Origin of the sequence: Micromonospora globbae (genome assembly GCF_036184225.1) — a bacterium.
Taxonomy (GTDB): Bacteria; Actinomycetota; Actinomycetes; order Mycobacteriales; family Micromonosporaceae; genus Micromonospora; species Micromonospora globbae.
Window position 1 is genome coordinate 1,099,843 of record NZ_CP108084.1, and the last position, 22,623, is coordinate 1,122,465.

General features: G+C 73.3%; 15 protein-coding genes. 11 read left to right on the plus strand and 4 right to left on the minus strand.

Annotated elements, in window-relative coordinates; all coding sequences use genetic code 11:
- The first annotated feature begins 346 nt into the window (after positions 1 to 346).
- The 3 genes from OG994_RS04935 to OG994_RS04945 all read left to right on the plus strand — a co-directional run bounded on the left by OG994_RS04935 (position 347) and on the right by OG994_RS04945 (position 6,180).
- On the plus strand, positions 347 to 2,869 hold the full coding sequence (locus tag OG994_RS04935) for a M14 family metallopeptidase (RefSeq protein ID WP_328852346.1): 2,523 nt from the start codon (positions 347 to 349) through the stop codon (positions 2,867 to 2,869).
- 257 nt (positions 2,870 to 3,126) lie between these two features.
- Entirely contained in the window at positions 3,127 to 4,971 is a 1,845-nt protein-coding gene (locus OG994_RS04940; protein ID WP_328852347.1) for a CocE/NonD family hydrolase, read from the plus strand.
- Positions 4,972 to 5,274: 303 nt separating this feature from the next.
- A complete protein-coding gene (locus OG994_RS04945; RefSeq protein ID WP_328852348.1) occupies positions 5,275 to 6,180 on the plus strand; it encodes a siderophore-interacting protein in 906 nt (301 codons plus the stop codon).
- A 30-nt stretch (positions 6,181 to 6,210) separates the two neighbouring features.
- Here the strand turns inward: OG994_RS04945 and OG994_RS04950 are convergent, their stop codons facing one another.
- The 3 genes from OG994_RS04950 to OG994_RS04960 form a co-directional block, all read right to left on the minus strand.
- Complete coding sequence (locus tag OG994_RS04950) at positions 6,211 to 6,789, minus strand: Dps family protein (RefSeq protein ID WP_120326457.1); 579 nt, start codon at positions 6,787 to 6,789, stop codon at positions 6,211 to 6,213.
- Between the two features lie 160 nt (positions 6,790 to 6,949).
- The gene (locus OG994_RS04955; protein ID WP_120326456.1) at positions 6,950 to 7,675 is read right to left on the minus strand and encodes an ATP-binding protein; all 726 of its coding nucleotides are present in this window, start codon (positions 7,673 to 7,675) and stop codon (positions 6,950 to 6,952) included.
- Positions 7,676 to 7,829: 154 nt separating this feature from the next.
- Positions 7,830 to 8,462 carry a MarR family winged helix-turn-helix transcriptional regulator gene (locus OG994_RS04960; protein ID WP_328852349.1) on the minus strand — a complete coding sequence of 211 codons (633 nt, stop codon included), beginning with the start codon at positions 8,460 to 8,462 and terminating at the stop codon, positions 7,830 to 7,832.
- Between the two features lie 169 nt (positions 8,463 to 8,631).
- On the opposite strand from OG994_RS04960, the gene OG994_RS04965 reads away from it, so the two are divergent.
- From OG994_RS04965 to OG994_RS04980, 4 genes are all read left to right on the plus strand, one after another.
- On the plus strand, positions 8,632 to 10,170 hold the full coding sequence (locus OG994_RS04965; protein ID WP_407942563.1) for a metallophosphoesterase family protein: 1,539 nt from the start codon (positions 8,632 to 8,634) through the stop codon (positions 10,168 to 10,170).
- A 135-nt stretch (positions 10,171 to 10,305) separates the two neighbouring features.
- Positions 10,306 to 11,604, plus strand: coding sequence for an NAD(P)/FAD-dependent oxidoreductase (locus OG994_RS04970; protein WP_328852350.1), 1,299 nt, complete (start codon positions 10,306 to 10,308; stop codon positions 11,602 to 11,604).
- Positions 11,605 to 12,113: 509 nt separating this feature from the next.
- Positions 12,114 to 14,888: a M36 family metallopeptidase gene (locus OG994_RS04975; RefSeq protein ID WP_328852351.1), complete on the plus strand. Its 2,775-nt coding sequence runs from the start codon at positions 12,114 to 12,116 to the stop codon at positions 14,886 to 14,888.
- A gap of 419 nt (positions 14,889 to 15,307) precedes the next feature.
- Complete coding sequence (locus OG994_RS04980) at positions 15,308 to 18,064, plus strand: M36 family metallopeptidase (protein WP_328852352.1); 2,757 nt, start codon at positions 15,308 to 15,310, stop codon at positions 18,062 to 18,064.
- Positions 18,065 to 18,119: 55 nt separating this feature from the next.
- On the opposite strand, the gene OG994_RS04985 is transcribed toward OG994_RS04980, so the two are convergent.
- Positions 18,120 to 18,932: an alpha/beta fold hydrolase gene (locus OG994_RS04985; protein WP_328852353.1), complete on the minus strand. Its 813-nt coding sequence runs from the start codon at positions 18,930 to 18,932 to the stop codon at positions 18,120 to 18,122.
- Between the two features lie 61 nt (positions 18,933 to 18,993).
- Here OG994_RS04985 and OG994_RS04990 point away from each other — a divergent pair, with 61 nt between their 5' ends.
- The 4 genes from OG994_RS04990 to OG994_RS05005 all read left to right on the plus strand — a co-directional run bounded on the left by OG994_RS04990 (position 18,994) and on the right by OG994_RS05005 (position 22,522).
- The gene (locus OG994_RS04990) at positions 18,994 to 19,665 is read left to right on the plus strand and encodes a TetR/AcrR family transcriptional regulator (RefSeq protein ID WP_328852354.1); all 672 of its coding nucleotides are present in this window, start codon (positions 18,994 to 18,996) and stop codon (positions 19,663 to 19,665) included.
- A gap of 153 nt (positions 19,666 to 19,818) precedes the next feature.
- Positions 19,819 to 20,727, plus strand: coding sequence for a LysR family transcriptional regulator (locus tag OG994_RS04995; RefSeq protein ID WP_120326448.1), 909 nt, complete (start codon positions 19,819 to 19,821; stop codon positions 20,725 to 20,727).
- 92 nt (positions 20,728 to 20,819) lie between these two features.
- Positions 20,820 to 21,386 (plus strand): cysteine dioxygenase family protein, encoded by a 567-nt coding sequence (locus OG994_RS05000; protein WP_120326447.1) that lies wholly within the window; start codon positions 20,820 to 20,822, stop codon positions 21,384 to 21,386.
- A 20-nt stretch (positions 21,387 to 21,406) separates the two neighbouring features.
- Positions 21,407 to 22,522 carry a YeiH family protein gene (locus tag OG994_RS05005; protein ID WP_328852355.1) on the plus strand — a complete coding sequence of 372 codons (1,116 nt, stop codon included), beginning with the start codon at positions 21,407 to 21,409 and terminating at the stop codon, positions 22,520 to 22,522.
- Positions 22,523 to 22,623: the final 101 nt, after the last annotated feature.

Here is a 22,623-nt window from a genome sequence, read left to right on the forward strand (position 1 = left end):
ACGCGACAGCGGTCTCGCGGGCGGGCCGGCGGTCGGCCGGCGCGCGCGGTGGGGGCCTGCCGGCGCACGCCCAGCGTAGCGGGACACCCGGCTCCGCGAGCCGGAAACGGCCCCACCCAGCTCCCCGACGCCGCCCCGGCCAGCCTCAAGATTTCCTCAATTGCCCGCGTCCGCGTTCCACACATCGATCGCAGTCTGTTGAATCGAGCTCATCCGATCTGGCGCGGCCGCCCCTGTCGGTCCCTTTCCGTCGTCCCACGTGCTGTGAATGGGGTGTCAGGTGAAACGAAGACTGTCTCGGACGGCGGTTCCCGTCGCGTGCGTACTGGCGTTGATCGGTACGCCGGTGCTGACGTCGGGAGCCGTCGCCACCGCCCGGGACCGCGTGCCGAAGCCCGAGTCCGTGATCGGCTGGGTGCCCTGCGCGGACTACAAGCTGGCGACGTACGAGCAGATCGCCGACTACTACCGCAAGCTCGACAAGGCCAGTGACCGGATGAAGCTGGTCGAGATCGGAAAGACCAGCGAGGGCCGGCCGCAGCTCATGGCGATCGTCTCCGCCGAGAAGAACCTGAAGGACAAGGAACTCGAGCGCTACCGGCAGACGTCGGTACGGCTGTCGCAGGGCGACGGACTGTCCGAGTCGGAGGCGAAGGCCCTCGCCAAGAGCGGCAAGGCCATCGCCTGGGTCGACTTCGGCATCCACTCGACCGAGGTGGCCGGTCACCAGACCGCCCCGCAGTTCGCGTACGACCTGGTGACCAGCGAGACGCCGGAGGCGCGGGCGATCCGGGAGAACGTCATCACGCTGCTGGTGCCGAACGTCAACCCGGACGGCGGCACGAAGGTCGCCGAGTGGTACCGGAAGAACCTGGGCGGGCCGTACCAGGACGCCAACTACCCGGAGCTGTACCAGAAGTACGCCGGGCACGACAACAACCGTGACTGGTACATGTTCAACCTGCAGGAGACGCAGAACGTCGGGCGCCAGCTGTTCCACGAGTGGATCCCGCAGGTCATGCACAACGTGCACCAGACCGCCGTCTTCCCGGCCCGGATCAGCATCCCGCCCTACGAGGACCCGCTGAACCCGAACATCCACCCGCAGGTGGTCCGCGGCGTGAACCTCGTGGGCGACGCGATGGGGCAGCGACTCGAACGCGAGGACAAGGGTGGCGCGCTGGCGCGTCAGTCGTACGACATCTGGTGGAACGGCGGTGCCCGGACGGCCCCGTACTACCACAACCAGATCGGCATCCTCACCGAGACGGCGCACGCCTCGGCGACGCCGCGGGTGTACGACCCGGCGACCTTCCCGAAGACCTTCGCGGACGGCACCTCGACCAGCGAGCCGTCGGTGTTCTACCCGAGCCCGTGGAAGGGCGGCGAGTGGCACCTGTCGCAGAGCTGCGACTACATCAAGACGGCGTCGTGGGCGATGCTGCGGGTCGCCAGCGACGACCGCGAGGCGCTGCTCACCGGCGTGGCGAAGATGGCCCGGGACGGCGCCCGCAACGGCGCCGGCACGACCTACGTGATCCCGGCCGACCAGGCGGACTTCCCGACCGCCACGAAGCTGGTGGACAAGCTGCGGTGGAACAACATCCAGGTCGAGAAGGCGGTCAGCGCGTTCCGGGTGGGCGAGCGCACCTACCCGGCCGGCAGCTACCTCGTGCGTGAGGGCCAGCCGTACCGGGCGGCGGTCCTGGACCTGCTCAACCCGCAGCGGTACCCGGACCGCCGGCTCTACCCCGGCGGGCCGCTGGAGCCGCCGTACGACATCACCGGCTACACGCTGTCGTTCCAGATGGGCGTCACCGTCGACAAGCTCGACGAGCCCGTACGGGCCAGGACCGTGCGGGTCGACTGGCCGACTGTGCCGAAGGGCGTGGTGGCGGGCGCGCCGCGGTACGCGTACGCCCTCGACCCCCGGGTGAACGACAGTGCCACTGCCGTGAACGCGCTGCTGGCGGCCGGCGACAAGGTCTCCCGCAGCACGGGTGAGGTGACCACCCGGACCGGCAAGCTGCCGGCCGGCACGTTCCTGGTCACGCGCGGGACCGGCACCGACAAGCGGGTGACCGACCTCGCCACGAGGCTCGGCCTCAGCATCGCGGCGGTGGACGCGAAGCCGGCGAAGGTGACCGCGCTCGCGGCACCCCGGATCGGCCTGTACGACGGGTTCAACAACTACGACGAGGGGTGGACCCGGCTGATCCTGGAGCAGTTCGGCTTCGGGTTCGAGAAGCTGACGAACGCCGCGGTCCGCGCCGGCGACCTGCGGGCGAGGTTCGACACGATCGTGCTGCCCGACGCCACGTACAACTCGATGCGCAACGGCCGGGCGGCCGGCTCGCTGCCGCCGGAGTACACCGGCGGCATGACCGACGCCGGCGTCGCCAACCTCCGGAAGTTCGTCGAGGCCGGCGGCACGCTGGTGACGCTGAACCGGGCGGCCCAGCTGCCGATCGCGGCGTTCGACGTGCCGGTCCGGGACGTCACCGACGGGGTGCCGGAGACGGAGTACAACATCCCGGGCTCGGTGCTGAACCTCGACGTCGACGGCGACGACCCGGTCGGCGCCGGCTTCGGGCGGGACACGTCGGCGTTCGTCGCCGACGGCCCGGCGTTCGAGGTCGCCGAGGGCGCCAAGGGCGTCACGGTGGCGGCCACCTGGCCGAAGACCAACCTGCTGAAGAGCGGTTTCCTCCTCGGCCAGGATGTCATCGGCGGCAAGGCCGCGGTGGTGACCGCGGAGGTGGGCGACGGTCAGGTGGTGATGATCGGCTTCAAGCCGCAGCACCGGGCGCAGTCGCACGGCACCTACCGCCTGCTCTTCAACGCGATGTACCTGGGTGGCCAGGGCTGACCTGACGGCGGCGCGGGGGCCGGGCACCGTGTGGGTGCCCGGCCCTCGGCCGTCCCGCCGCGCGGCGCGCCGGCGTCACGTCATTTGACGGGCGAAGCGGTAGCGCAGCGGCACGACTTCGCTACATCCGGTCGTTGACCTCGATGATCAATATCGACGAGGATGTATCGATCATGTGCCTCGGGAGCTGACGGAGGTGGGGCATGGGATTTGTACGGCGATTGGTCGCCGTGGGAACGGTCGTCGGGGTGGCGGTCATGGGCGCGCCCGTGGCGGCGGGCGCGGCACCACCCGGGATCGTGATCGAGAACGGCGTGACCCAGCCGGTCTTCTCGTACGACGACGCCATCCAGGAGGTCGTCTACGTCGAGGCGCCGATGGACAGCGACGGTGACGGCCGCCGCGACCTGATCGAGGTGGACGTCATCCGGCCGGCCGAGACGGCGGCCGGCATGCGGGTGCCGACCATCATGGAGGCGAGCCCGTACTTCGGCCGCGACGCCGGCGATCCGCCGCCGGACCGGACCCGGGGCTTCCCCGGCTGGTGGGACGAGTACTTCGTCCCGCGGGGCTACGCCATCGTCCAGGTCGAGATGCAGGGCACCGGCCGGTCGTTCGGATGCCCGACCACCGGCGGCGTCGAGGACACGACCAGCATCAAGGCCGTCGTCGACTGGCTCAACGGCCGCGCGCCGGGCTTCCACCACGACGGCAGCGCGGCCGTCGCCGACTGGAGCACCGGCAACGTGGGCATGCAGGGCGTGTCGTACGTCGGCACGCTGCCCAACGCCGTGGCCACGCAGGGCGTGCCCGGCCTGCGGACCGTGGTGCCCATCGCCGCGATCTCCAGCTGGTACCGGTACGTGAACGACCAGGGGGTCGCGTGGTCCACCTGGAGCGAGAACGTCGACTTCCGGTACACGGAGTACCTCGCGGACTACGTCTCCGTCGGACGGACGCTGCCGGGATCGGCGTCGGCGCCGGCCTGCGAGTCGGTCATCACCGGGCTGGGTGACGCGGAGGAGGCCAGCGCCTCCGACTTCACCCCGTTCTGGCAGGAGCGGAGCTACCTGCCGGACGCAAACAAGATCAAGACGGTCGGCACCTCGGTCTTCATGGTGCACGGCCTCACCGACTACAACGTCAAGACCATGCACTTCGCCGACCTGTGGCGTGAGGTCGAGCGACGCCAGATGCCGCGCAAGATCTGGCTCCACCGGGGCGCCCACGTCAACCCGATGAGCGTCCGGCCCGCGGAGTGGCAGGCCGTCATGCACAGGTGGATGGACTACTGGCTGTACGACATCCCGAACGGCGTCATGGACGAGCCGATGGCCGACATCCAGCGGCCGGACGGCAGTTGGGAGACCCACGCGACCTGGCCGGACGCGGGCGCCAAGGAGGTCGCGCTGGGCCTCGGCCCGGCCACGGCCGACGCGGCCGGCACGCTGTCGCTCGACCCCACGACCGGCGGCCCCACGCAGAGCTTCGTGGACGTGGTCGAGTCCCAGGCTGTCAAGATCGGCAACGCCGAGCAGGCCAAGCCGGGCCGGCTGGCCTACGTGAGCCCGCCGCTGGCGCGGGACCTGCGTCTGTCCGGGACGCCCGAGCTGTCGGTCCGGATGTCGACGACGGCCGACACCGCGCTGATGTCGGCCCTCCTCGTCGACTACGGTGCGGGCCCGACCGTCACGGTGGCGGGCAAGGAGCCGCTGGACGTGGTCCAGGAGTCCTGCGAGCCCGAGGACGTCGCCAACCGGACCGGCTGCGCCGAGCCGATGGAGACCAGCGTCGAGATCACGCCCGAGCGGGTCCTCTCCTGGGGTCACATCGACGTGAAGAACTCCCCGGACCTGCGGCGCAGCCAGCCGCTGACGCCCGGCGCGCAGTACAACGTGCGGTGGACGACGCTGCCGTCCGAGCACGTGATCCCGGCCGGGCACCGCATCGGCCTCGTCCTCACCGGCAACTACAACGCCAACCCGTCGTCGAACCGGCCCGCGCGCGACGCGGCCGCCGTGGGCAGTGAGATCACGGTGCACCTGAACGGCAGCAAGCTGGTGCTTCCGGTCGTCGGCGGCACGGACGCCCTGGGCTTCTGACCGGGCGCCCGCTCCGGCCGGCGTAGGCCGCCCGTGCGTCCCTCACCGGGGTCGACTCCCTGGTGAGGGACGCACGTGGCGGCGACCGGCGACGACGCCCGGCGCGACTCCGCCGTTCGGGTGGTTCCTCACGGGGACGTCACCGTGCCCTTGACTGATCATCAAGTGCTTAGCTTAGCCTAACCTCATGTCGAACGCGCTGACGTCGACCGGCCGGGAGCCGAGCCTCCGGGGTGCCGGCCTCGACCTGGGTCATCAGAGAACGGCCGTGGTGCACGGCGCGACTCGATCGAGAGAGGAACGATGACCCAGACCCTGCCCATCGCGCCGTGGCGCGTCTTCGCCGTCGAGGTCCGGGCGGTACGCCGGCTCAGCCCGTCGTTCGTGCGAGTCACGTTCACCGGACCCGACCTCGACCGGTTCGCCGACAACGGCTACGACCAGCGGATCAAGCTGGCGCTGCCGCTGCCCGGCCAGCAGGGTGTGCGCCTGCCGGAGGGCCCCGACTGGTACCGCCGGTGGCGGGCCCTGCCCGACCACCTGCGCCACCCCATCCGCACCTACACCGTCCGGGCCGTGCGGCCGCACCTCGCCGAGGTCGACGTCGACCTGGTCCTGCACGGCGACGGAGGCCCGGCCTCCCGGTGGGCGCACGCGGCCCGTCCCGGGGACGAGATCGCCATCCTCGGTCCGGACTCCCGCTACACGGGCGACCACGGAGGCATCGAGTTCCGGCCGCCGTCGACCGGGCGGCTCCTGCTCGCGGGGGACGAGACCGCCGCGCCCGCGATCGGCGCCATCCTGGAACGCCTGCCGCTGGACGCGGCCGGCCGGGCGCTGATCGAGGTGCCCACCGCCGAGGACGCGCTGCCGCTGGTGGCGCCGCCCGGTGTCGAGGTGACCTGGCTGGCCCGGGGCGCCGGCGGGTACGGCAGCCGGCTCGTTCCGGCCGTCGTCGCCGCCGCGGCGGACCTCGTCGAGGGTCCCGCGCCGGCCGCCGCCGGGCCGGTGGCCGACGTCGACGTGGACGCCGAGATCCTCTGGGAGGTGCCCGACCCGGTGCCGGCGGCGCCGGTGTACGCGTGGCTGGCGGGCGAGGCCGGCGTCATCCGTACGCTGCGCCGGCACCTGGTGGGGGAGCGGGGCCTCGACCGGCGGACGGTGGCGTTCATGGGTTACTGGCGACTGGGCCGCGCCGACGCCGCGTGACCGCCCGCCCGGTGCCGGCCCGGCCGACGGTCAGGCGCGGACGACCGGCGTGTCGACGAGGTGTTCGGCGACGAACCAGGTCTGCAGCTCGTTGGTGCGGATCACGTTCGACACCAGGAGGTCGTTGCTGCCGTCGTCGCCGCCCTCGGCCACCCGGGCCGCCGCGTCGTGCGCGTCGGTGAGGATCATCTCGTGCGCCTCGAGGAGGCGAGACAGCATGCCCGGCACCTCCTCGGCACCGTCGGGCGGGCGTGGCACCCGGGTCAGCTCGGCCACGTGCCTCGGGTCCCCGACCGCGATGCCGCCGAGCGTCTGGATCCGCTCGGCCACCATGTCGACCAGTTCGAGCTGCTCGCCGGCGTGCTTGTCGAGCAGGAGGTGCAGCTGGTAGAACGTCGGCCCCCGCATGAGCCAGTGGTACTTCTTGTAGAGCGCGTACAGGATGCGGGTGTCGGCGAGGACGCGGTTCAACCGTTCGCACGAGTACATCCGTGCCTCGTACGCGAGGCCGACCGGCAGCTGCCGGACGCTGCCGAAGGCCTGGATCTCCCGGCCGTGCTGGTGCAGCCGGGGTTGGCTGTCCGCGCTGCTCGGCTGTCCGGTCGTCACGCCGCCTCCTCGATGTCCCTGACCTGCCCGTGCCGCCACGGCGGCGGCCGCGCCCGGCCGCCGGAGACGAGCCTAGGCGCGCGGCGGGTCCCCGATGACCGATTCGCGGGCGGGGTGCATCACCCGGGTGACAGGCCGGCGCGGTGACCCGCGGGGTGGCTCAACCGTCCCGGCGGCCCAGGGTGGCCCAGACGGTCTTCCCGTCGGCGAAGGTGAGGAAGCCCCAGCCGGTGGAGAGCGCCCGGACGATCGCGAGGCCGCGTCCGCGCTCGGCGAGGCCCCCGTCGTCGGCCGGCGCCGGGTGCGGCGGCCGGGTCGTGCGGTCGCGGACGCTCAGCCGGAGCACGCCGTCGACGTCCGCCACGGTGAGGTCGAGATCCGTGCCCGCGTGCTGGACGGCGTTGCTGATCAGCTCGGAGACGACCACCAGCGCCTGGTCGGCGATCGCCTCGAAGCCCCAGGCGTGGCAGCAGTCGGCGACGAGCCGCCGGCCGGCGGCGGGGGATTCCCGGTCGTTGGTGAGGTACAGGTGGACCCGGGCCGGCCGTCGCGGTGGGGCGTCCGCGTCCGTCGCGAACATCGCGTGCTGACCGAGCAGCGCCGGCAGGAGCCGGCCGGCGGGCGTCCCGGGGTCCACCGACAGCCGCAGCTCCGGCCCGGCGGTCCGGCCCGCCGCCCAGGTGGCCAGCAGGGAGGCCGCCGACATGAGGATCTTCTCCGGCACGCCGTCGAGGTCGACGACCAGGGTCAGGGGGGCGTCGAGGTTGGCGTCGTCGAGCAGGGCGACCAGCCCCTGGCCGGGCCGGCCGTCGTCGGCGGGAGCCACCGTGGTGGACCCGGACGTGAAGTCCCGGCGTACGGACCACCTGAACGGCGCGTCCGTCATGCCGCCAGCGGCGGCCGCGGCACGCCGGCCACGGCCGGGGACGCCGGGTCGGGGGAGCGGAACACCTCACCTCCCGAACGTGCCTGACCTTCGCCGATGGGGCCGTACGATACCTGCACCCGTACAGGTACTCCGGGAACGGGTGGCGCCGCGCTCAGGTGACCACCCCCGGTGGCGGCTCCGCGCAGCGCTCCCACTGTTGCCACCACAGCCGCTCGGTCGGCTCGCCGGAGGCGACCACCAAGCCGTCGATGAACTCGGCCAGTGCGTCGGCCGACACGGCGACCTCGGCCAGTGCGCCCGCCGACCCACGCGTCCCGGCCAGGCCACCGTCCGCGCCGGTCCGGCGGCCGTCCGTGCCGGTCAGGTCCGTGCCGTGCGGGCCGGTGTCCGGGCGCCGGAGGAGGTCGCGGATGTGCGCGGCCCGCCGCCGCATCACCTCGCCCACGAGATCCTTCCCGCTCTCGGTCAGCGCCAGCCAGGTGACACGGCGGTCCGTGGCGCCCTGGTGCCGCACGACGAGGCCCCGGCGCGTCAGGCGGTCGCAGGTGCGGGTCACGGTCGACGGGTGGACGTGCAGGGCGGCGGCCAGGTCGACGGTCCGCAGCGGCCCTCGGGACGCGAGCACGACGATCGTCCGCAACTGGTTCAGCGTGACGTCCACGTCCAGGTCGGCGAGCGTACGGGCGGTGATGCCGACGAGGGCCCGGCTCAGGGCGGCCAGGCTGTCGACGAGTCGTGCGTCGGCCCCCGTTGACGTGCGCGGAGGGTGCACGTACAGGTCCATCGGGCCATGATGGCACGGATGCCCGAAACGGGCCCGGCGACGAGCATCGCCCCTGGTCAGCCGCCTTCGTCCGGCCGTTCGGCGCTGGTCGCCCGCCACTCACGCGACGTACTCTTGGCCGCCACGGAACGCCTGCACCCATGCACGTTCCGGCCGCCAGGGGGAGGGGGTGGGGGCTGTGGCGCACCGTGCCGTCCGCGGTCTGCGGCGAGGGCTCGTCGCCCTGGCCGTCGTCCTCGTCGCCCTCGCCGGAGCGACCGGTGGGACGCTGCTCGCCGGCCGGGTGACCGACGACGTGGGCCCGTTGCGGGTCGAGTTCCAGGTGACGCCGTCGACCGACGGCGGCAGCGAGATCTCGGTGCCGCCGCTGGGCTCGCTCTTCCTCGACACCCACTCCGGGCCGGCCCGGCTCACGGCCCGCCTCGACTCGCTCGACCAACAGCGTGCCGAGGCGCTCATCGACGAACCGGGCGGCCTCGCCGCGGCGGGCGCCTCCGCCCCGCGGGACATCCGGGATGCGCTGGTCCGGCTGAGCCTGCGTACGGTCGCCGTCTCGGTGCTGGTCACCCTGCTGCTCGCCGCGCTGATCTTCCGCTCGACCCGCCGGGCGGCGTGGGCCGGAACCCTCGCCCTGGCCATCACCGGCGGCGCCCTCGGCGCCGCCGCGCTCACCGTGCGACCCGGCGCCATCGCCGAGCCGCGGTACGAGGGACTGCTGGTCAACGCGCCGACCCTGGTCGGTGACGCGCGGCGCATCGCCGACGACTACGCCCGTTACGCCGACCAGTTGCAGCGGCTCGTCGGCAACGTGGGCAAGCTGTACGCGACCATGTCCAGCCTGCCGGTCTACGAGGACACCCCGGAGACCACGCGGATCCTGCACATCTCGGACCTGCACCTCAACCCGGCCGCCTGGCCGGTCATCCGCACCGTGGTCGAGCAGTTCGACATCGGCCTCGTGATCGACACGGGGGACATCACCGACTGGGGCAGCGAGCCCGAGACGTCGTACGTCTCGACGATCGGCCAGCTGGGCGTGCCCTACGTCTACATCCGCGGCAACCACGACTCGGCGGGCACGGCGGCGGCCGTCGCCGCGCAACCGAACGCCGTGGTCCTCGACGACGCCGTCGCCGAGGTCGCCGGTGTGCGGATCGCCGGCATCGGCGACCCGCGGTTCACCCCCGACAAGCAGGAGGCGGACGCCGGCCCGTGGGCGGAGGGGCCGGCCAGCCTCGCCGGCTCCGGCGCCCGGCTCGCCGAGACCGTCCGCGCCGCCGGCGCCCCGGTCGACATCGCCCTCGTGCACGACCCCGCGTCGGCCGAGCCGCTCGCCGGAACGGTGCCGCTGGTCCTGGCCGGGCACACGCACAGCCGGGAGGTGCGCGTCCTGCCCGCACCGGACGGCGGGCCCGGCACCCGCCTCGCCGTGCAGGGTTCCAGTGGCGGCGCGGGCCTGCGTGGGCTGGAGCACGAGGAGCCGACCCCGCTGGCCATGTCCGTCCTCTACCTCGGCCCGGACCACCGCCTCGAGGCGTACGACGACATCCGGGTGGGTGGCACGGGGCTGGCGCAGGTGAGCCTCGACCGGCGGGTGGTCGACTCCGAGGCCCCGGTGGAGGCGGCGGGCACGGGCGCGGGCGCGCCCGGGTCGCCGTCGCCGTCGTCCCCGCCGTCCCCGCTGCCGGCCGGCCGCGAACCCGGCTGAGCCGGGGGAGGTCGGGTCATCCGCCGATCGCGAGCCGACACACCGGCCGGGATCACGCGGGCTCGTCGGTTTCCGGGCGGGGCGGGAGGGTAGCGGTCCATACGGGACCGCAGCACCGTCGAGGGGGACACCGCCATGGCCCGGCCCAGGATCGTCATCGTCGGCGCCGGATTCGCCGGCTTCCACGCCGCCCGCCGGCTGGCCCGGCTCGCCCGGGGCGCCGCCGACGTCGTGCTGGTCAACCCCACCGACTACTTCCTCTACCTGCCACTGCTGCCGGAGGTGGCCGGCGGTGTGCTGGACCCACGCCGCGTCGCCGTGCCGCTGGCGCAGACACTGCCCGGCGTCCGCCTGCTGCTCGGCGAGGTCGACGGCATCGACCCCGCCGGGCGGTCGGTGTCCTACGTGGACCCGGAGGGCCGCCCGGGCGAACTCGCGTACGACCGGCTCGTGCTGGCCGCGGGCAGCGTCAACAAGCTGCTGCCGATTCCCGGCGTGGCCGACCAGGCGCACGGCTTCCGGGGCATCCCGGAGGCCGTGCACCTGCGTGAACGCCTGATCCAGCAGATCGAACTGGCCGACGCCGCCGACGACCCGGCCGAACGGCAGGCCCGGTGCACGTTCGTGGTGGTGGGCGCCGGCTACACGGGGACGGAGGTCGCGGGGCAGGGCCAGCTGTTCACCGCGGAGATCGCCCGCCGGCACCCCCGGCTCGGCGACGTGACGCCCCGCTGGCTGCTGCTGGACACGGCCGACCGCGTCCTGCCCGGCCTGGACCGCCGGATGTCGCGGGTGGCCGGGCGGGTGTTGCGCACCCGGGGCGTGGAGGTGCGCCTGGGGACGTCGGTGACCGAGGCCACGGCCCACGGGGTACGGCTCAGCGACGGCGGCTTCGTGCCGTCGCGGACCCTCGTCTGGTGCGTCGGGGTCCGGCCCGACCCGCTGGTGGAGGCCACCGGCCTGCCGCTCACCCGGGGACGCCTCACCGTCGACGAGTACCTCTCCGTGCCCGGGCACCCGGAGATCCTCGCGTGCGGGGACGCCGCGGCCGTGCCGGACCCGTCCCGCCCCGGCGAGATCACGCCGATGACGGCCCAGCACGCCGTACGCCAGGGGCGGCTCGCGGCGGACAACATCGCCGCCTCCTACGGGGTGGGCCGACGTCGCCCCTACCGCCACCGCGACCTGGGATTCGTGGTCGACCTCGGCGGCTGGCAGGCCGCGGCGAACCCGCTGCACGTGCCGCTGTCCGGCCCGCTCGCACGGGCCGTCGCCCGCGGCTACCACCTGCTCTCGCTGCCGGCGAACCGGGCCCGTACGGCCACCGACTGGCTGTTCGCGGGGCTCGGCACCCGGCCCGTGACGCAGCTCGGGCTGGTTCCCGCCACGGCCGTGCCGCTGGACACGGCCGCACCGGAACGCGTCCACCGCTGACGCCCGGCGCCGCCCCTCCCGTGCGGCGGGAGTGAGGGAACGTGCCCCGCGCACGGCCGTACGGCGAGGCGAGGGGACCGCGACCGTCGTGGGCGGACACCCGACCGCGAGGCGGCCGATGTCTCGTCGGTCATGCCGGCAGCCGCGCCCCGCCGGCCGCACGACCACCGCGCGGACCGCGGCGCCGCGGCAGGGCACCCTGCCCGCGAGCGGGCTGGTCAGGCCGCGGGCGTCGGAGCGCCAGCCCCCCGACACGCGTAGGACCAGACATCGAAATGTTTCGCCACCCGTCGGATGAACGGTGGCCGGCTGCGCCGTAGCGTCCGAGGCGCTTCACGTCGTACCGGCCCGATCGCCGAACGTGACCGCATGGGTGGCGCGGACGGGGGAGCGGGCCGCGGTGGCGGTCGTGAGGCGCCGCCCTGCGCGGTCCTGTCCATCCTGTGAAGGGAGCAGCGGTGCCCCTATCTCCCCGTCCTCGCCGTGGACGGCGTCGAACGGCGCTCGCCTTGTCCACGGTCCTGGTGGCGTCGGTGACGACCGCCACCGGTAACCCCGCCTGGGCCGAGCCCGACCCGGCCGGGCCGGGTACGTCGGCGTTCCTCACCGGCCCGAACGAGGGCTCACCGAACGAGATCGCCATGCGGTACCTGCGAGCGCACCCGGAGCGGTACGGCGTGCGGTCCGCGGACCTGACGGACCTGTCGGTCGCGTCGAGCTACACGAGTCGGCACAGCGGGGTGACACACGTCAACCTGGTGCAGCGGTACAAGGAGTTGGAGGTCTTCGGGGCGACCGCGACGGTGAACGTGGCCCGCGACGGCAGCGTCGTCTTCGTGGGTGACACGTTGGTGCCGGGCGTGGCCGGCCGCGCGGCCGGCGCGGCGTCGCTGGACGCGGTGGAGGCCGTCGAGGCGGCCGCCGAGGCGTTGGATCTTCCGGAGCCGGCGAGCCCGCGGGTGATGAGCCGTGCGAGCGGGGCGGCGCAGCGGACCGTGGTGTCCGGCGGTGGGATCTCGGATCAGCCGATCCCGGCCCGGTTGGGGTGGCAGCCGACGGGCGAGGGACTGCGGCTGGCCTGGCAGTTGGTGATCGACGACGCCACCGACGCGCACCTGTGGAACGCCACGGTGGACGCCGAGACCGGCAAGCTGCTCGGCGCCGACGACTGGACGACCCACGAGGACGTCAAGGAGGTCGCGGACAACCTGGACCGGCTGGCACCCAACCGGTCGAGGACGCTCAACACCGCGGCCTTCGGCTCGCGCAACCCGGTCCAGGACGGGTCCAGCTACCACGTGTTCGCCGGACCGACCGAGAGCCCGAACGACGGGCCGCGCACCGTCGTGACCAACCCGGCCGACGGGACGGCATCGCCGTACGGCTGGCACGACACCGACGGTGCCGCCGGCGCCGAGCACACGATCACCCAGGGCAACAACGTCCACGCCTACCAGGACCAGGACAACAACAACGCGCCCGACGCGGGCAGCAGCCCGGACGGCGGGGCGAACCTGAGCTTCGACTTCCCGCTGGACCTGGACGAGCACGCGCAGAGCTACCGGGACGCCGCCACCGCCAACCTCTTCTACTGGAACAACATCATCCACGACGTCACCTACCAGTACGGGTTCGACGAGGCGTCGGGGAACTTCCAGGCGAACAACTACGGCCGCGGCGGGGCGGGCGGCGACTACGTGCGCGCCGAGGCGGCCGACGGCGGAGGCACCAACAACGCGAACTTCTCCACCCCGGCCGTCGACGGCGTGGGCGCCCCGCGCATGCAGATGTACCTCTGGCCGGGCAACCAGTTCGGCAGCCAGAACCAGGTCGTCGTGGACGGCGTCGGCGCCTTCGACGCGTCCTGGTCGCGGTTCTCCCCGGCCCCCAGCACCGCGGGACTGCCCGGGCGCCGGCTGGTGTACGGCGGCACCGGCTGCACCACGGGGACGTACCCCGCCACGGTGCCGACGGGCGAGTGGATCAGCGTGGTCGACGGCGGCACCGCCGCCTGCAGCTACCTCCAGCGCGCGCAGGTCGCGCAGTCCCTCGGCGCGAAGGCGCTGGTGGTCGCCCACAACGCCAGCGGGAGCGCGCCGGTGCTCACCGGTGCCATGACGACCCCGCCGGTCACCATCCCGGCGGTCGCGGTGACCCAGGCCGACGGCAACAGCATCAAGGCCGCCATCGCCGCCGGTGACGTGACCGGGTCGGTGCGCAAGCACCCGGACCACCCGGGCATCCGGGACGGTGACCTCGACGCCGGTGTGATCATCCACGAGTACACGCACGGCATCTCCAACCGGCTGACCGGTGGCCCGACGGTCAACTGCCTCACGGGGCAGGAGCAGATGGGTGAGGGCTGGAGCGACTTCCTCGCGGTCACCATGCTGCTCGACCCGAGATTCGACTCGGCGGACGGGCAACGCGGCATGGGTCCGTACGTCCTCTACCAGGACGACCGGCACGGTGCCGGCATCCGCCCGCGGCCGTACTCGCGCAACATGGACATCCAGCCGTTCACGTACGACAGCATCAGGACCGGCGGCTGGCTGAACGGCACCTCCCTGGCGACCCCGCACGGGGTGGGTCACGGCTGGGCCTCCGTGCTGTGGGACATGACCTGGAACCTGATCGACCGGCACGGGTTCAACCCCAACGTCTACGACCCGTGGAACACCGGTGGCAACAACCTGGCCATCCAGCTCGTGATCGACGGGTTGAAGATGCAGGGTTGTGGTCCGGGCTTCGTGACCGGGCGGGATGCGATCATCGCGGCTGACGCGGCGCTCACGGGTGGGGAGAACGCCTGCACGTTGTGGGCGTCGTTCGCTCGGCGGGGTCTGGGTTACAGCGCGGTGCAGGGCACCACGGGCCGGGACGACAACAGCGAGGCGTTCGACACGCACCCGTCGTGCCGGGGCGACTTCCTCGACCGGGCCGCCCAGCCGGCGCTGAACACCGTCGCGGCCGGTGACGCCGTGCCGATGAAGTTCAAGCTCGCCACGAACCGGGGTCTGGACATCCTGGCGGCGGGTTCGCCGTACTCGCGGCTGGTGGACTGCGACACGCTGCGGACGGTGAACCCGGACGGGTCGATCACGCCGCGGCCCACGCCGGTGGCGGCGGTGAATCCGGGTGGTTCCCGGATGTCGGTCAACGCCAACGGCCAGTACAACTACCCGTGGAAGACCGACCCCGCCTGGGCCGGCACCTGCCGCGAGTTCGTACTGACCCTCGACACCGGCTTCCAGTACCGCACCTACTTCCGCTTCACCGACTGACGGAGATGACCGCGGCGAGCACCTCCCGACGGGGTTCGACCCACCGACACACGGCCCTCGGGCCCGGGTCGGCCTCGATCGGGAGGTGCTCGTGCGCGCACCGGACGCGGGCCACCAAGGTGGCCGCGACCGTACGACCGCCGCGACACGCGTAGGACCAGCCATCGAAATGTTTCGCCACTCGTCGGATGATCGGTGGCCGGCCGCGCCGTAGCGTCCGATGCGCTTCATGTCGTACCGGCCCGATCGCCGAACGTGACCGCCCCCGGCGGACGCGGGTGGCGGGCTGTGGTCGTGAGGCACCGCCCCTGTGCGGTCCTGTCCATCCTGTGAAGGGAGCAGCGGTGCCCCTATCTCCCCGTCCTCGCCGTGGTCGACGCCGGGTGGCGCTCGCCTTGTCCACGGTCCTGGTGGCGTCGGTGACGACGACCACCGGCAGTCCCGCCTGGGCCGAGCCCGACCCGGCCGGGCCGGGTACGTCGGCGTTCCTCACCGGCCCGAACGAGGGCTCGCCAACCGAGATCGCCATGCGGTACCTACGGGCGCACCCGGAGCGGTACGGCGTGGGTGCCGCGGACCTGACGGACCTGGTGGTGGCGTCGAGCTACACGAGCCGGCACTCCGGCGTGACGCACGTGAACCTCACGCAGCGGCACGGGGAGCGGGAGGTGTTCGGCGCCACGGCCACGGTCAGTGTCGCCCGGGACGGCAGCGTCGTCTTCGTCGGCGACACCCTGGTGCCGGGCCTGGCCGGAACGGCCGGCGCGAGCACGTCGCTGGACGCGGTGGACGCGGTCAAGGCGGCCGCGGACGCGCTGGACCTCGCCGACCCGGTCGCCCCGCGCGTGATGAGCCGTGCCGGTGGGGCCGCCCAGCGGACCGTGGTGTCCGGCAGCGGCATCTCCGAGCAGCCGATCCCGGCGAAGCTGGGCTGGCAGCCGACGGACAAGGGCCTGCGTCCGGCCTGGCAGTTGGTGATCGACGACTCCTCCGACGTGCACCTGTGGAACGCCACGGTGGACGCCGAGACCGGGAAGCTGCTGAACGCCGACGACTGGACCCACCAGGACAGCCCGAACGACCTGGCCGCCACGCTGGGCCGACGGGAGGCGCCCAGCACGACCGCCGCCGCGGCCGCCGTGCCGATGACGGCGGTCCGCCCGCCCGACCCGGCCGAGGACGGGTCGAGCTACCGCGTCTTCGAGTTCCCGAAGGGCGACCCGAACGACGGCCCGCAGAGCCTCGTGACGAACCCGGCCGACGGGACGGCGTCGCCGTACGGCTGGCACGACACCGACGGCAGCCCCGGCGCCGAGTACACCACCACCCGGGGCAACAACGCGCACGCCTACACCGACCGGGACGCCAACAACCAGATCGACCCGGGCAGCCCGGCCGACGGGGGAGCCACCCTCACCTTCAACTTCCCGGCGGACCTGAACGAGCACCCGCAGACCTACACGCAGGCCGCCGTGGTGAACCAGTTCTACTGGTGCAACATCGTCCACGACCTGACCTACCGGTACGGCTTCGACGAGGCGTCGGGCAACTTCCAGGTCAACAACTACGGTCGGGGCGGTGCCGGCGGCGACGACGTGCAGTGCGAGGCGCACGACGGCTCCGGCCAGAACAACGCCAACTTCTCCACCCCGGCCGTCGACGGCGGTCGTCCGCGCATGCAGATGTTCCTCTGGCCGGGCAACCAGTTCGGGCTGCCGAACGCCGTGACGGTCGACGGGGGCTCCGCCGCCGGCACGTACGAGGCCGAGTACGCCCGCTTCACCCCCGCGCCGACCAGCGCCGGGTTCGCGGGCCAGCTGGTGCTCGCCGACGACGGTGTGGGGAACGGCAGCGACGGCTGCACCGCCTACAGCCTGCCGGCCGGGGCGATCGCCGTAGTCGACCGGAGCAGCGCCTGCAACTACCACACCCAGGTGGTCAACGCCGAGGCCGCCGGCGCCAGCGCGGTGGTGGTCGTCAACAACGCCGCGGGCGCACCGGTCGTCATGAGCGGATCCATGAACCCCGCGGTCGGCATCCCGGCGGTCATGGTGAGCCAGGCGGACGGGACCAGCATCAAGGCCGGTCTGCCGGCCACCGGCCGGGTGCACCGCAACCTGGCCCGCCCGGCGATGCGCGACGCCTCGTTCCGGTCGGAGACGATCTTCCACGAGTACGGCCACGGCGTCTCCAACCGGCTGACCGGCGGCCCGACGGTCAACTGCCTCACGGGGCAGGAGCAGATGGGCGAGGGCTGGAGCGACTTCTTCGCGATCACCGCGCTGCTCAACCCCGCCATCGACGATCCCGAGCAGGCCCGCGGCTACGGCCAGTACGCGCTGTTCCAGGACAGCCGGGTGGGTGGCGGCATCCGCCCGCGGCCGTACTCCCGGAACATGGAGATCCAGCCGTTCACGTACGACAGCATCAAGACCGGCGGTTGGCTCGACGGTACGTCGCTCGCCGCGCCGCACGGCATCGGCCACGGCTGGGCGGCCGTGCTGTGGGACATGACCTGGGACCTCGTGGACCGGCACGGGTTCAACCCGAACGTCTACGAGGGATGGGACACGGGCGGCAACAATCTCGCTCTCCAGCTCGTGATCGACGGGTTGAAGATGCAGGGTTGTGGTCCGGGCTTCGTGACCGGGCGGGATGCGATCATCGCGGCTGACGCGGCGCTCACGGGTGGGGAGAACGCCTGCACGTTGTGGGCGTCGTTCGCTCGGCGGGGTCTGGGTTACAGCGCGGTGCAGGGCACCACGGGCCGGGACGACAACAGCGAGGCGTTCGACACGCACCCGTCGTGCCGGGGCGACTTCCTCGACCGGGCCGCCCAGCCGGAGCTGAACACCGTCGCGGCCGGTGACGCCGTGCCGATGAAGTTCAAGCTCGCCACGAACCGGGGTCTGGACATCCTGGCGGCGGGTTCGCCGTACTCGCGGCTGGTGGACTGCGACACGCTGCGGACGGTGAACCCGGACGGGTCGATCACGCCGCGGCCCACGCCGGTGGCCGCGGTGAATCCGGGTGGTTCCCGGATGTCGGTCAACGCCAACGGCCAGTACAACTACCCGTGGAAGACCGACCCCGCCTGGGCCGGCACCTGCCGCGAGTTCGTACTGACCCTCGACACCGGCTTCCAGCACCGCGCGTACTTCCGCTTCACCGACTGATCCGACCACGCACCGGAGGGAGCCCCCGTGCGCTCCCTCCGGTGCGGGCGGACCGTCACGGCGCCGGGGCGAGGAAGTCCGCGACGGGTCCGACCAGCTGGGCGGGCGCCCGGTTGATGCCGTCGTGGCCGCAGCGGGGCACGGGCAGTACCCGCATCCGTGGCACGGCGGGCGCCAGGGCCGCCGCGATCGTCGGGTAGTACGGCGGGCCGGCCTGCCCGTAGGCGAAGAGCACGTCGGCGGTGGTGCCCGCGTACTGCTCGGGTGGGCCGTGGTGCGCGATGACCTGGGCGGTCTCGTCGAGCGTGATGTCGAGCAGGTCGCCCATCTCCCGTCCGATGGGGGTGCGCAGGAACAGCCGGCAGATGGCGGTCTGCACGACGAGCGGCAGCCGTGACGTGGGCAGCTGCGGGTTGAGCGCGGCGCCGACGATCGCGAGGGCCCGCGCGGTGTGACCGGCGCGCAGCGCGGCCCGGGCCGGGGTGACGACGTCGTACCACCGGGCGCCGTCGACGGAGACGGCCGCGTCGTAGAGCACGAGGCGCGCGATCGGCAGCGTGAGCGCGGCGCGCAGCGCGATCAGTCCGCCCGAGCTGTGCCCGACGACGGCGCGTGCCCCGGTGTGCGCGAGCACGGCGGCGAGGTCGGCGATCTCGTCCTCGATGGTGTACGGCGCGCGGCGGGCGGGCGCGTCCGCCCGGCCACGCCGGTTGTACATGTGCACGGTGAACCGGTCGGCGAGGGCGTTCGCCAACCTCCGGTACGGCTCGATGGTGATCCCGCCGCCGTGCACGACGACCACTCCGGGGCCGGTGCCGGTGGAGTGGAGCACGATCTTCGCGCCGTCCGGGGCGGTGACTCGTTCCATGGCTGCTCCACCTTCCCGTGCGCCGAAACTGCGAACGACGTTTGCAGTTTACAGTGAATCGGTGAGCGACGCACCACCCGGCCGCCGGGAATCGGTCTGGCAACGACCCGTACGCGGAAGCCGAGGGCCGGCGCCGGCCCACAGCCGGGACGACATCGTGGCGGCGGCGATCGCCATCGCGGACGCCGACGGGCTGGCCGCGGTGTCGATGCGGGCGGTCGCCGCGCGGCTGGAGACCGGAGCCGCCTCCCTCTACCGCTACCTCTCGTCCCGTGACGACCTGCTCGACCTGATGGCCGACCGGGTCGCGGCCGAACTGCGCCCGTACCCGGAGCCGGACGGCCACTGGCTCGACACGCTGCTGCGGATGGCCCGCGCGCAACGGGCGCTGCACGAGCGCCACCCGTGGCTGTCCGAACTGAACCAGCGCGCGTCCGCCATCGGCCCCGAGACGCTCGCGTTCTTCGACGCCTGCCTCGGGGTCATGGCACCGCTGCCGGCGCCACCGACCGCCAAGTTCGAGGCCATCGCCATGATGAACGGGATCGCCGTCCTGTTCGCCCGCCAGCGGACGGCCGGCGGGGCGTCCCCCTTCGCCGGCCTCGACCTCACGCCCTACCCGCACCTGGTGGCGGCGCTCACCCAGCCGCCCGCCGCACCGCCGGCCACCGACCTCTTCGACCGTGCTCTGGGCGGCCTGCTGCGCGGCCTCCTCGCGCCGGACCCGGCCTGAGCCATCCGGGCCGCCGGTCCGTCGACCCGGGCCGCGGTCCGTCGAGCCGGGCCGCCGTGGCGCAGTCCGTGCAGCCGGCCGCCGGTGCCGTCGCGGTGGGAGCCTGGTCACCGACCGTGGGCTGTCGGCGGGCCGGCGACCTATGATCCGACGGTGTTCGATTCGCGCCATATCCGGACGTTTCACGAGGTCGTCCGGACCCGGTCGTACTCGGCGGCGGCGCAGGCCCTGGGCTACACCCAGCCGGCGATCACCCAGCAGATGAAGGCGCTGGAGCGCGAGGTCGGCACGCCGTTGTTCACGCGGGTGGGCCGGCGGCTGCGGCTCACCGAGGCGGGGGAGACCCTCGCCCGCCACACCGAGACCATCCTCGGCAGCATGTCCGTGGCCCGCGAGCAGATGGCCGCCATCGCACGGCTGCGCACCGGCCGGGTGCGGGTGTGCGCGTTCCCCAGCGCGAACGCCACCCTGGTGCCCGAGGCCATGGCCCTGCTCGCCGTCGAGCATCCCGGCATCCGGGTCGAACTGCTCGAGGACGAGCCCCCCGACTCGCTGCGCCGCGTCGTGCAGGGCGAGAGCGACGTGACGCTCGCCTTCACCTACCCCGGCCTGCGCGAGGAGGTGCCGGAGGAACTGGTGGAGATTCCGCTGCTGGAGGACCAGCTCACCGTCCTGCTGCCCGTCGGGCACCCGATGACCCGCCGCCGCGCCGTCCAGCTCGCCGACCTCGCCGAGGAGCGGTGGATCGCCGGCTGCCTGCGCTGCCGCACCAACTTCCTGCACGAGTGCGCCCAACTCGGGTTCACGCCCGACATCGTGTTCACCACCGACGACAACCTCGCGGTGCAGGCGCTCGTCGCGCAGGGCCTCGGCGTCGCCATGATGCCCGGGCTCACCCTGTCCTTCCTGCGCCGGGACAAGGTCCGGGGCCGCCCGCTGGCGCCCGCCTCACGGCGGCAGGTGTCGGCGTACGTCCTGCGGGAGCACCTGCGCATCCCCGCGACGGCCCGGGTGCTGGAGGCCCTGGCGTCGGTGGCCGGGCGGCGGGCCGACGCCCGCTGAGCGGCCTCGCCGCGTGATCCATAAGCAGCTCTTGGGATCATGTAAGAAACTGTTGTTGGACGTGATGGATCAGAGCGGCGAGGCTGGTCGTCATGAGCACACCGGCCGCCGCTCCCGTCGTCACCACGGTCACCGCCCGCCTCGCCCGCCTGGTCGAGGAGGTACGCGACGTGGTGGACCGTGGTCTGCCGCCGGACCTCACGGCGTACCTGGTGGGGGAGCGGCTCGCCCCGCACCTCGGCGCGCCCGACCTGCTCACCGCGCGGCAGTGCGAGGGTGACCCGGACCACTACCGCCAGCACATCCTGCACGCCGAGCCCGACGGCGGGTTCTCGATCGTGGCCCTCGTCTGGCTCCCCGGCCAGCGCACGGCCATCCACGACCACGTCGCCTGGTGCGTCACGGGGGTGCACCAGGGCGAGGAGCACGAGCGCCGCTACCGGCTGGTGTCGGACGGGGTCGCCGCCCGGCTCGTCGCGACGCAGGACGTCGTGAACCGGCAGGGCGAGGTGTGCGGCTTCGCCCCGCCCGGTGACATCCACCGGGTGTGGAACGGCGGCGACGGCACCGCCGTGTCCCTGCACATCTACGGTGCCGACATCTCGCGCCTCGGGTCGAGCGTCCGCCGGGTGTACGACCACCGGACCGAGGAGCGGTGACCGCGGCGGGGACGCCGGGCATGGCGCTGACCAGGACGAGCGCGCTCGACCCCGCCCCGGTGGCGGCCCGCGGGGACGGCGCGGCCCACGGCGGCGGCACCGCGCACGGCGGCCGGAGTGGCCGCGTACGACGGTCCGCGGACGCCGGTCGGCGCCTGCTGCCGGGGCTCGTGGCGGCGGCCGCCGGGACGGCCGTCGCCTTCGCGGTGCACCGGGCGCTGCCCGCCGTGCCGGCGCTGACCGCCGCCATCGTGCTCGGGATCGCGGCCGCCCACCTTCCGGGCCTCCGGGACCGGGTGCGCGGCGCGGCCCGGCCCGGGCTCAGCCTCGCCGGCCGGCGACTGATGCGGCTGGGCGTCGTGCTGCTGGGGTTGAAGCTCAGCGTGCAGGACGTACGCGATCTCGGCTGGCCGTCGGCGCTCATGGTGGTCGCGGTGGTCGCCGCGACGTTCGCCGGCACGTGGTGGCTGGGCCGCCGCATCGGCCTGCCCGGCGACCAGCCCCTCCTCATCGCGGCCGGCTACGCCATCTGCGGCGCCTCGGCGATCGGGGCGGTCAGCGCGGCGACCGGCAGCGACGAGGAGGACGCCGCCTCGTCCGTCGCCCTCGTCACGCTCTGCGGCACCCTCGCCATCGCCGTGCTCCCCCTGCTGCACCAGCCGTTGGGGCTCGACGACGCGCAGTTCGGACGCTGGGTCGGGGCGAGCGTGCACGACGTCGGGCAGGTCGTCGCGGCCGCGCAGACCGCCGGCCCGGCCGCTCTCGGCGACGCCGTCCTCGTGAAGCTCATGCGGGTGGCACTGCTCGCCCCGCTGGTCGCCGTCGTGGCGCTCGGCCTCGGGCGGCGCGCCGGGACGCGGGGCGTCGCCGGGCGGAAGCCGTCGCCGGTGCCGCTGTTCGTCCTCGGGTTCCTCGCCATGATCGGGCTGCGCAGCACCGGCTGGCTGCCCGGGACCGTGCTCGACGGTGCCGCGCACGCGCAGGAGATCCTGCTCGCCGCGGCGCTGTTCGGGCTCGGCAGCGCCGTGCACCTGCCCACGCTGGCCCGCACCGGAGGCCGGGCGGCCCTCCTCGGGCTCAGCGCGTGGGGTGTCGTCGCCGGTGTGTCGTACGCCGGCGTGCTGCTGACGACCTGACCCCGGGGCGCGGGCGCGCCGGAGGTGTCACAGGCTGGCGCGGGGGCCGGGCACGCGGTCGTAACCCGGACCGGTGCGATCACACCACGGTGCCGGCCGGG

What these genes read in the sequence shown, in the direction of transcription:
- OG994_RS04940 (WP_328852347.1), top strand. Translation starts at nt 3,127, where the DNA reads ATGGGCGCGCCCGTGGCGGCGGGCGCGGCACCACCCGGGATCGTGATC.
- OG994_RS04945 (WP_328852348.1), top strand. Translation starts at nt 5,275, where the DNA reads ATGACCCAGACCCTGCCCATCGCGCCGTGGCGCGTCTTCGCCGTCGAG.
- OG994_RS04955 (WP_120326456.1), bottom strand. Translation starts at nt 7,675, where the DNA reads ATGACGGACGCGCCGTTCAGGTGGTCCGTACGCCGGGACTTCACGTCC.
- OG994_RS04960 (WP_328852349.1), bottom strand. Translation starts at nt 8,462, where the DNA reads ATGGACCTGTACGTGCACCCTCCGCGCACGTCAACGGGGGCCGACGCA.
- OG994_RS04970 (WP_328852350.1), top strand. Translation starts at nt 10,306, where the DNA reads ATGGCCCGGCCCAGGATCGTCATCGTCGGCGCCGGATTCGCCGGCTTC.
- OG994_RS04985 (WP_328852353.1), bottom strand. Translation starts at nt 18,932, where the DNA reads ATGGAACGAGTCACCGCCCCGGACGGCGCGAAGATCGTGCTCCACTCC.
- OG994_RS05000 (WP_120326447.1), top strand. Translation starts at nt 20,820, where the DNA reads ATGAGCACACCGGCCGCCGCTCCCGTCGTCACCACGGTCACCGCCCGC.
- OG994_RS05005 (WP_328852355.1), top strand. Translation starts at nt 21,407, where the DNA reads ATGGCGCTGACCAGGACGAGCGCGCTCGACCCCGCCCCGGTGGCGGCC.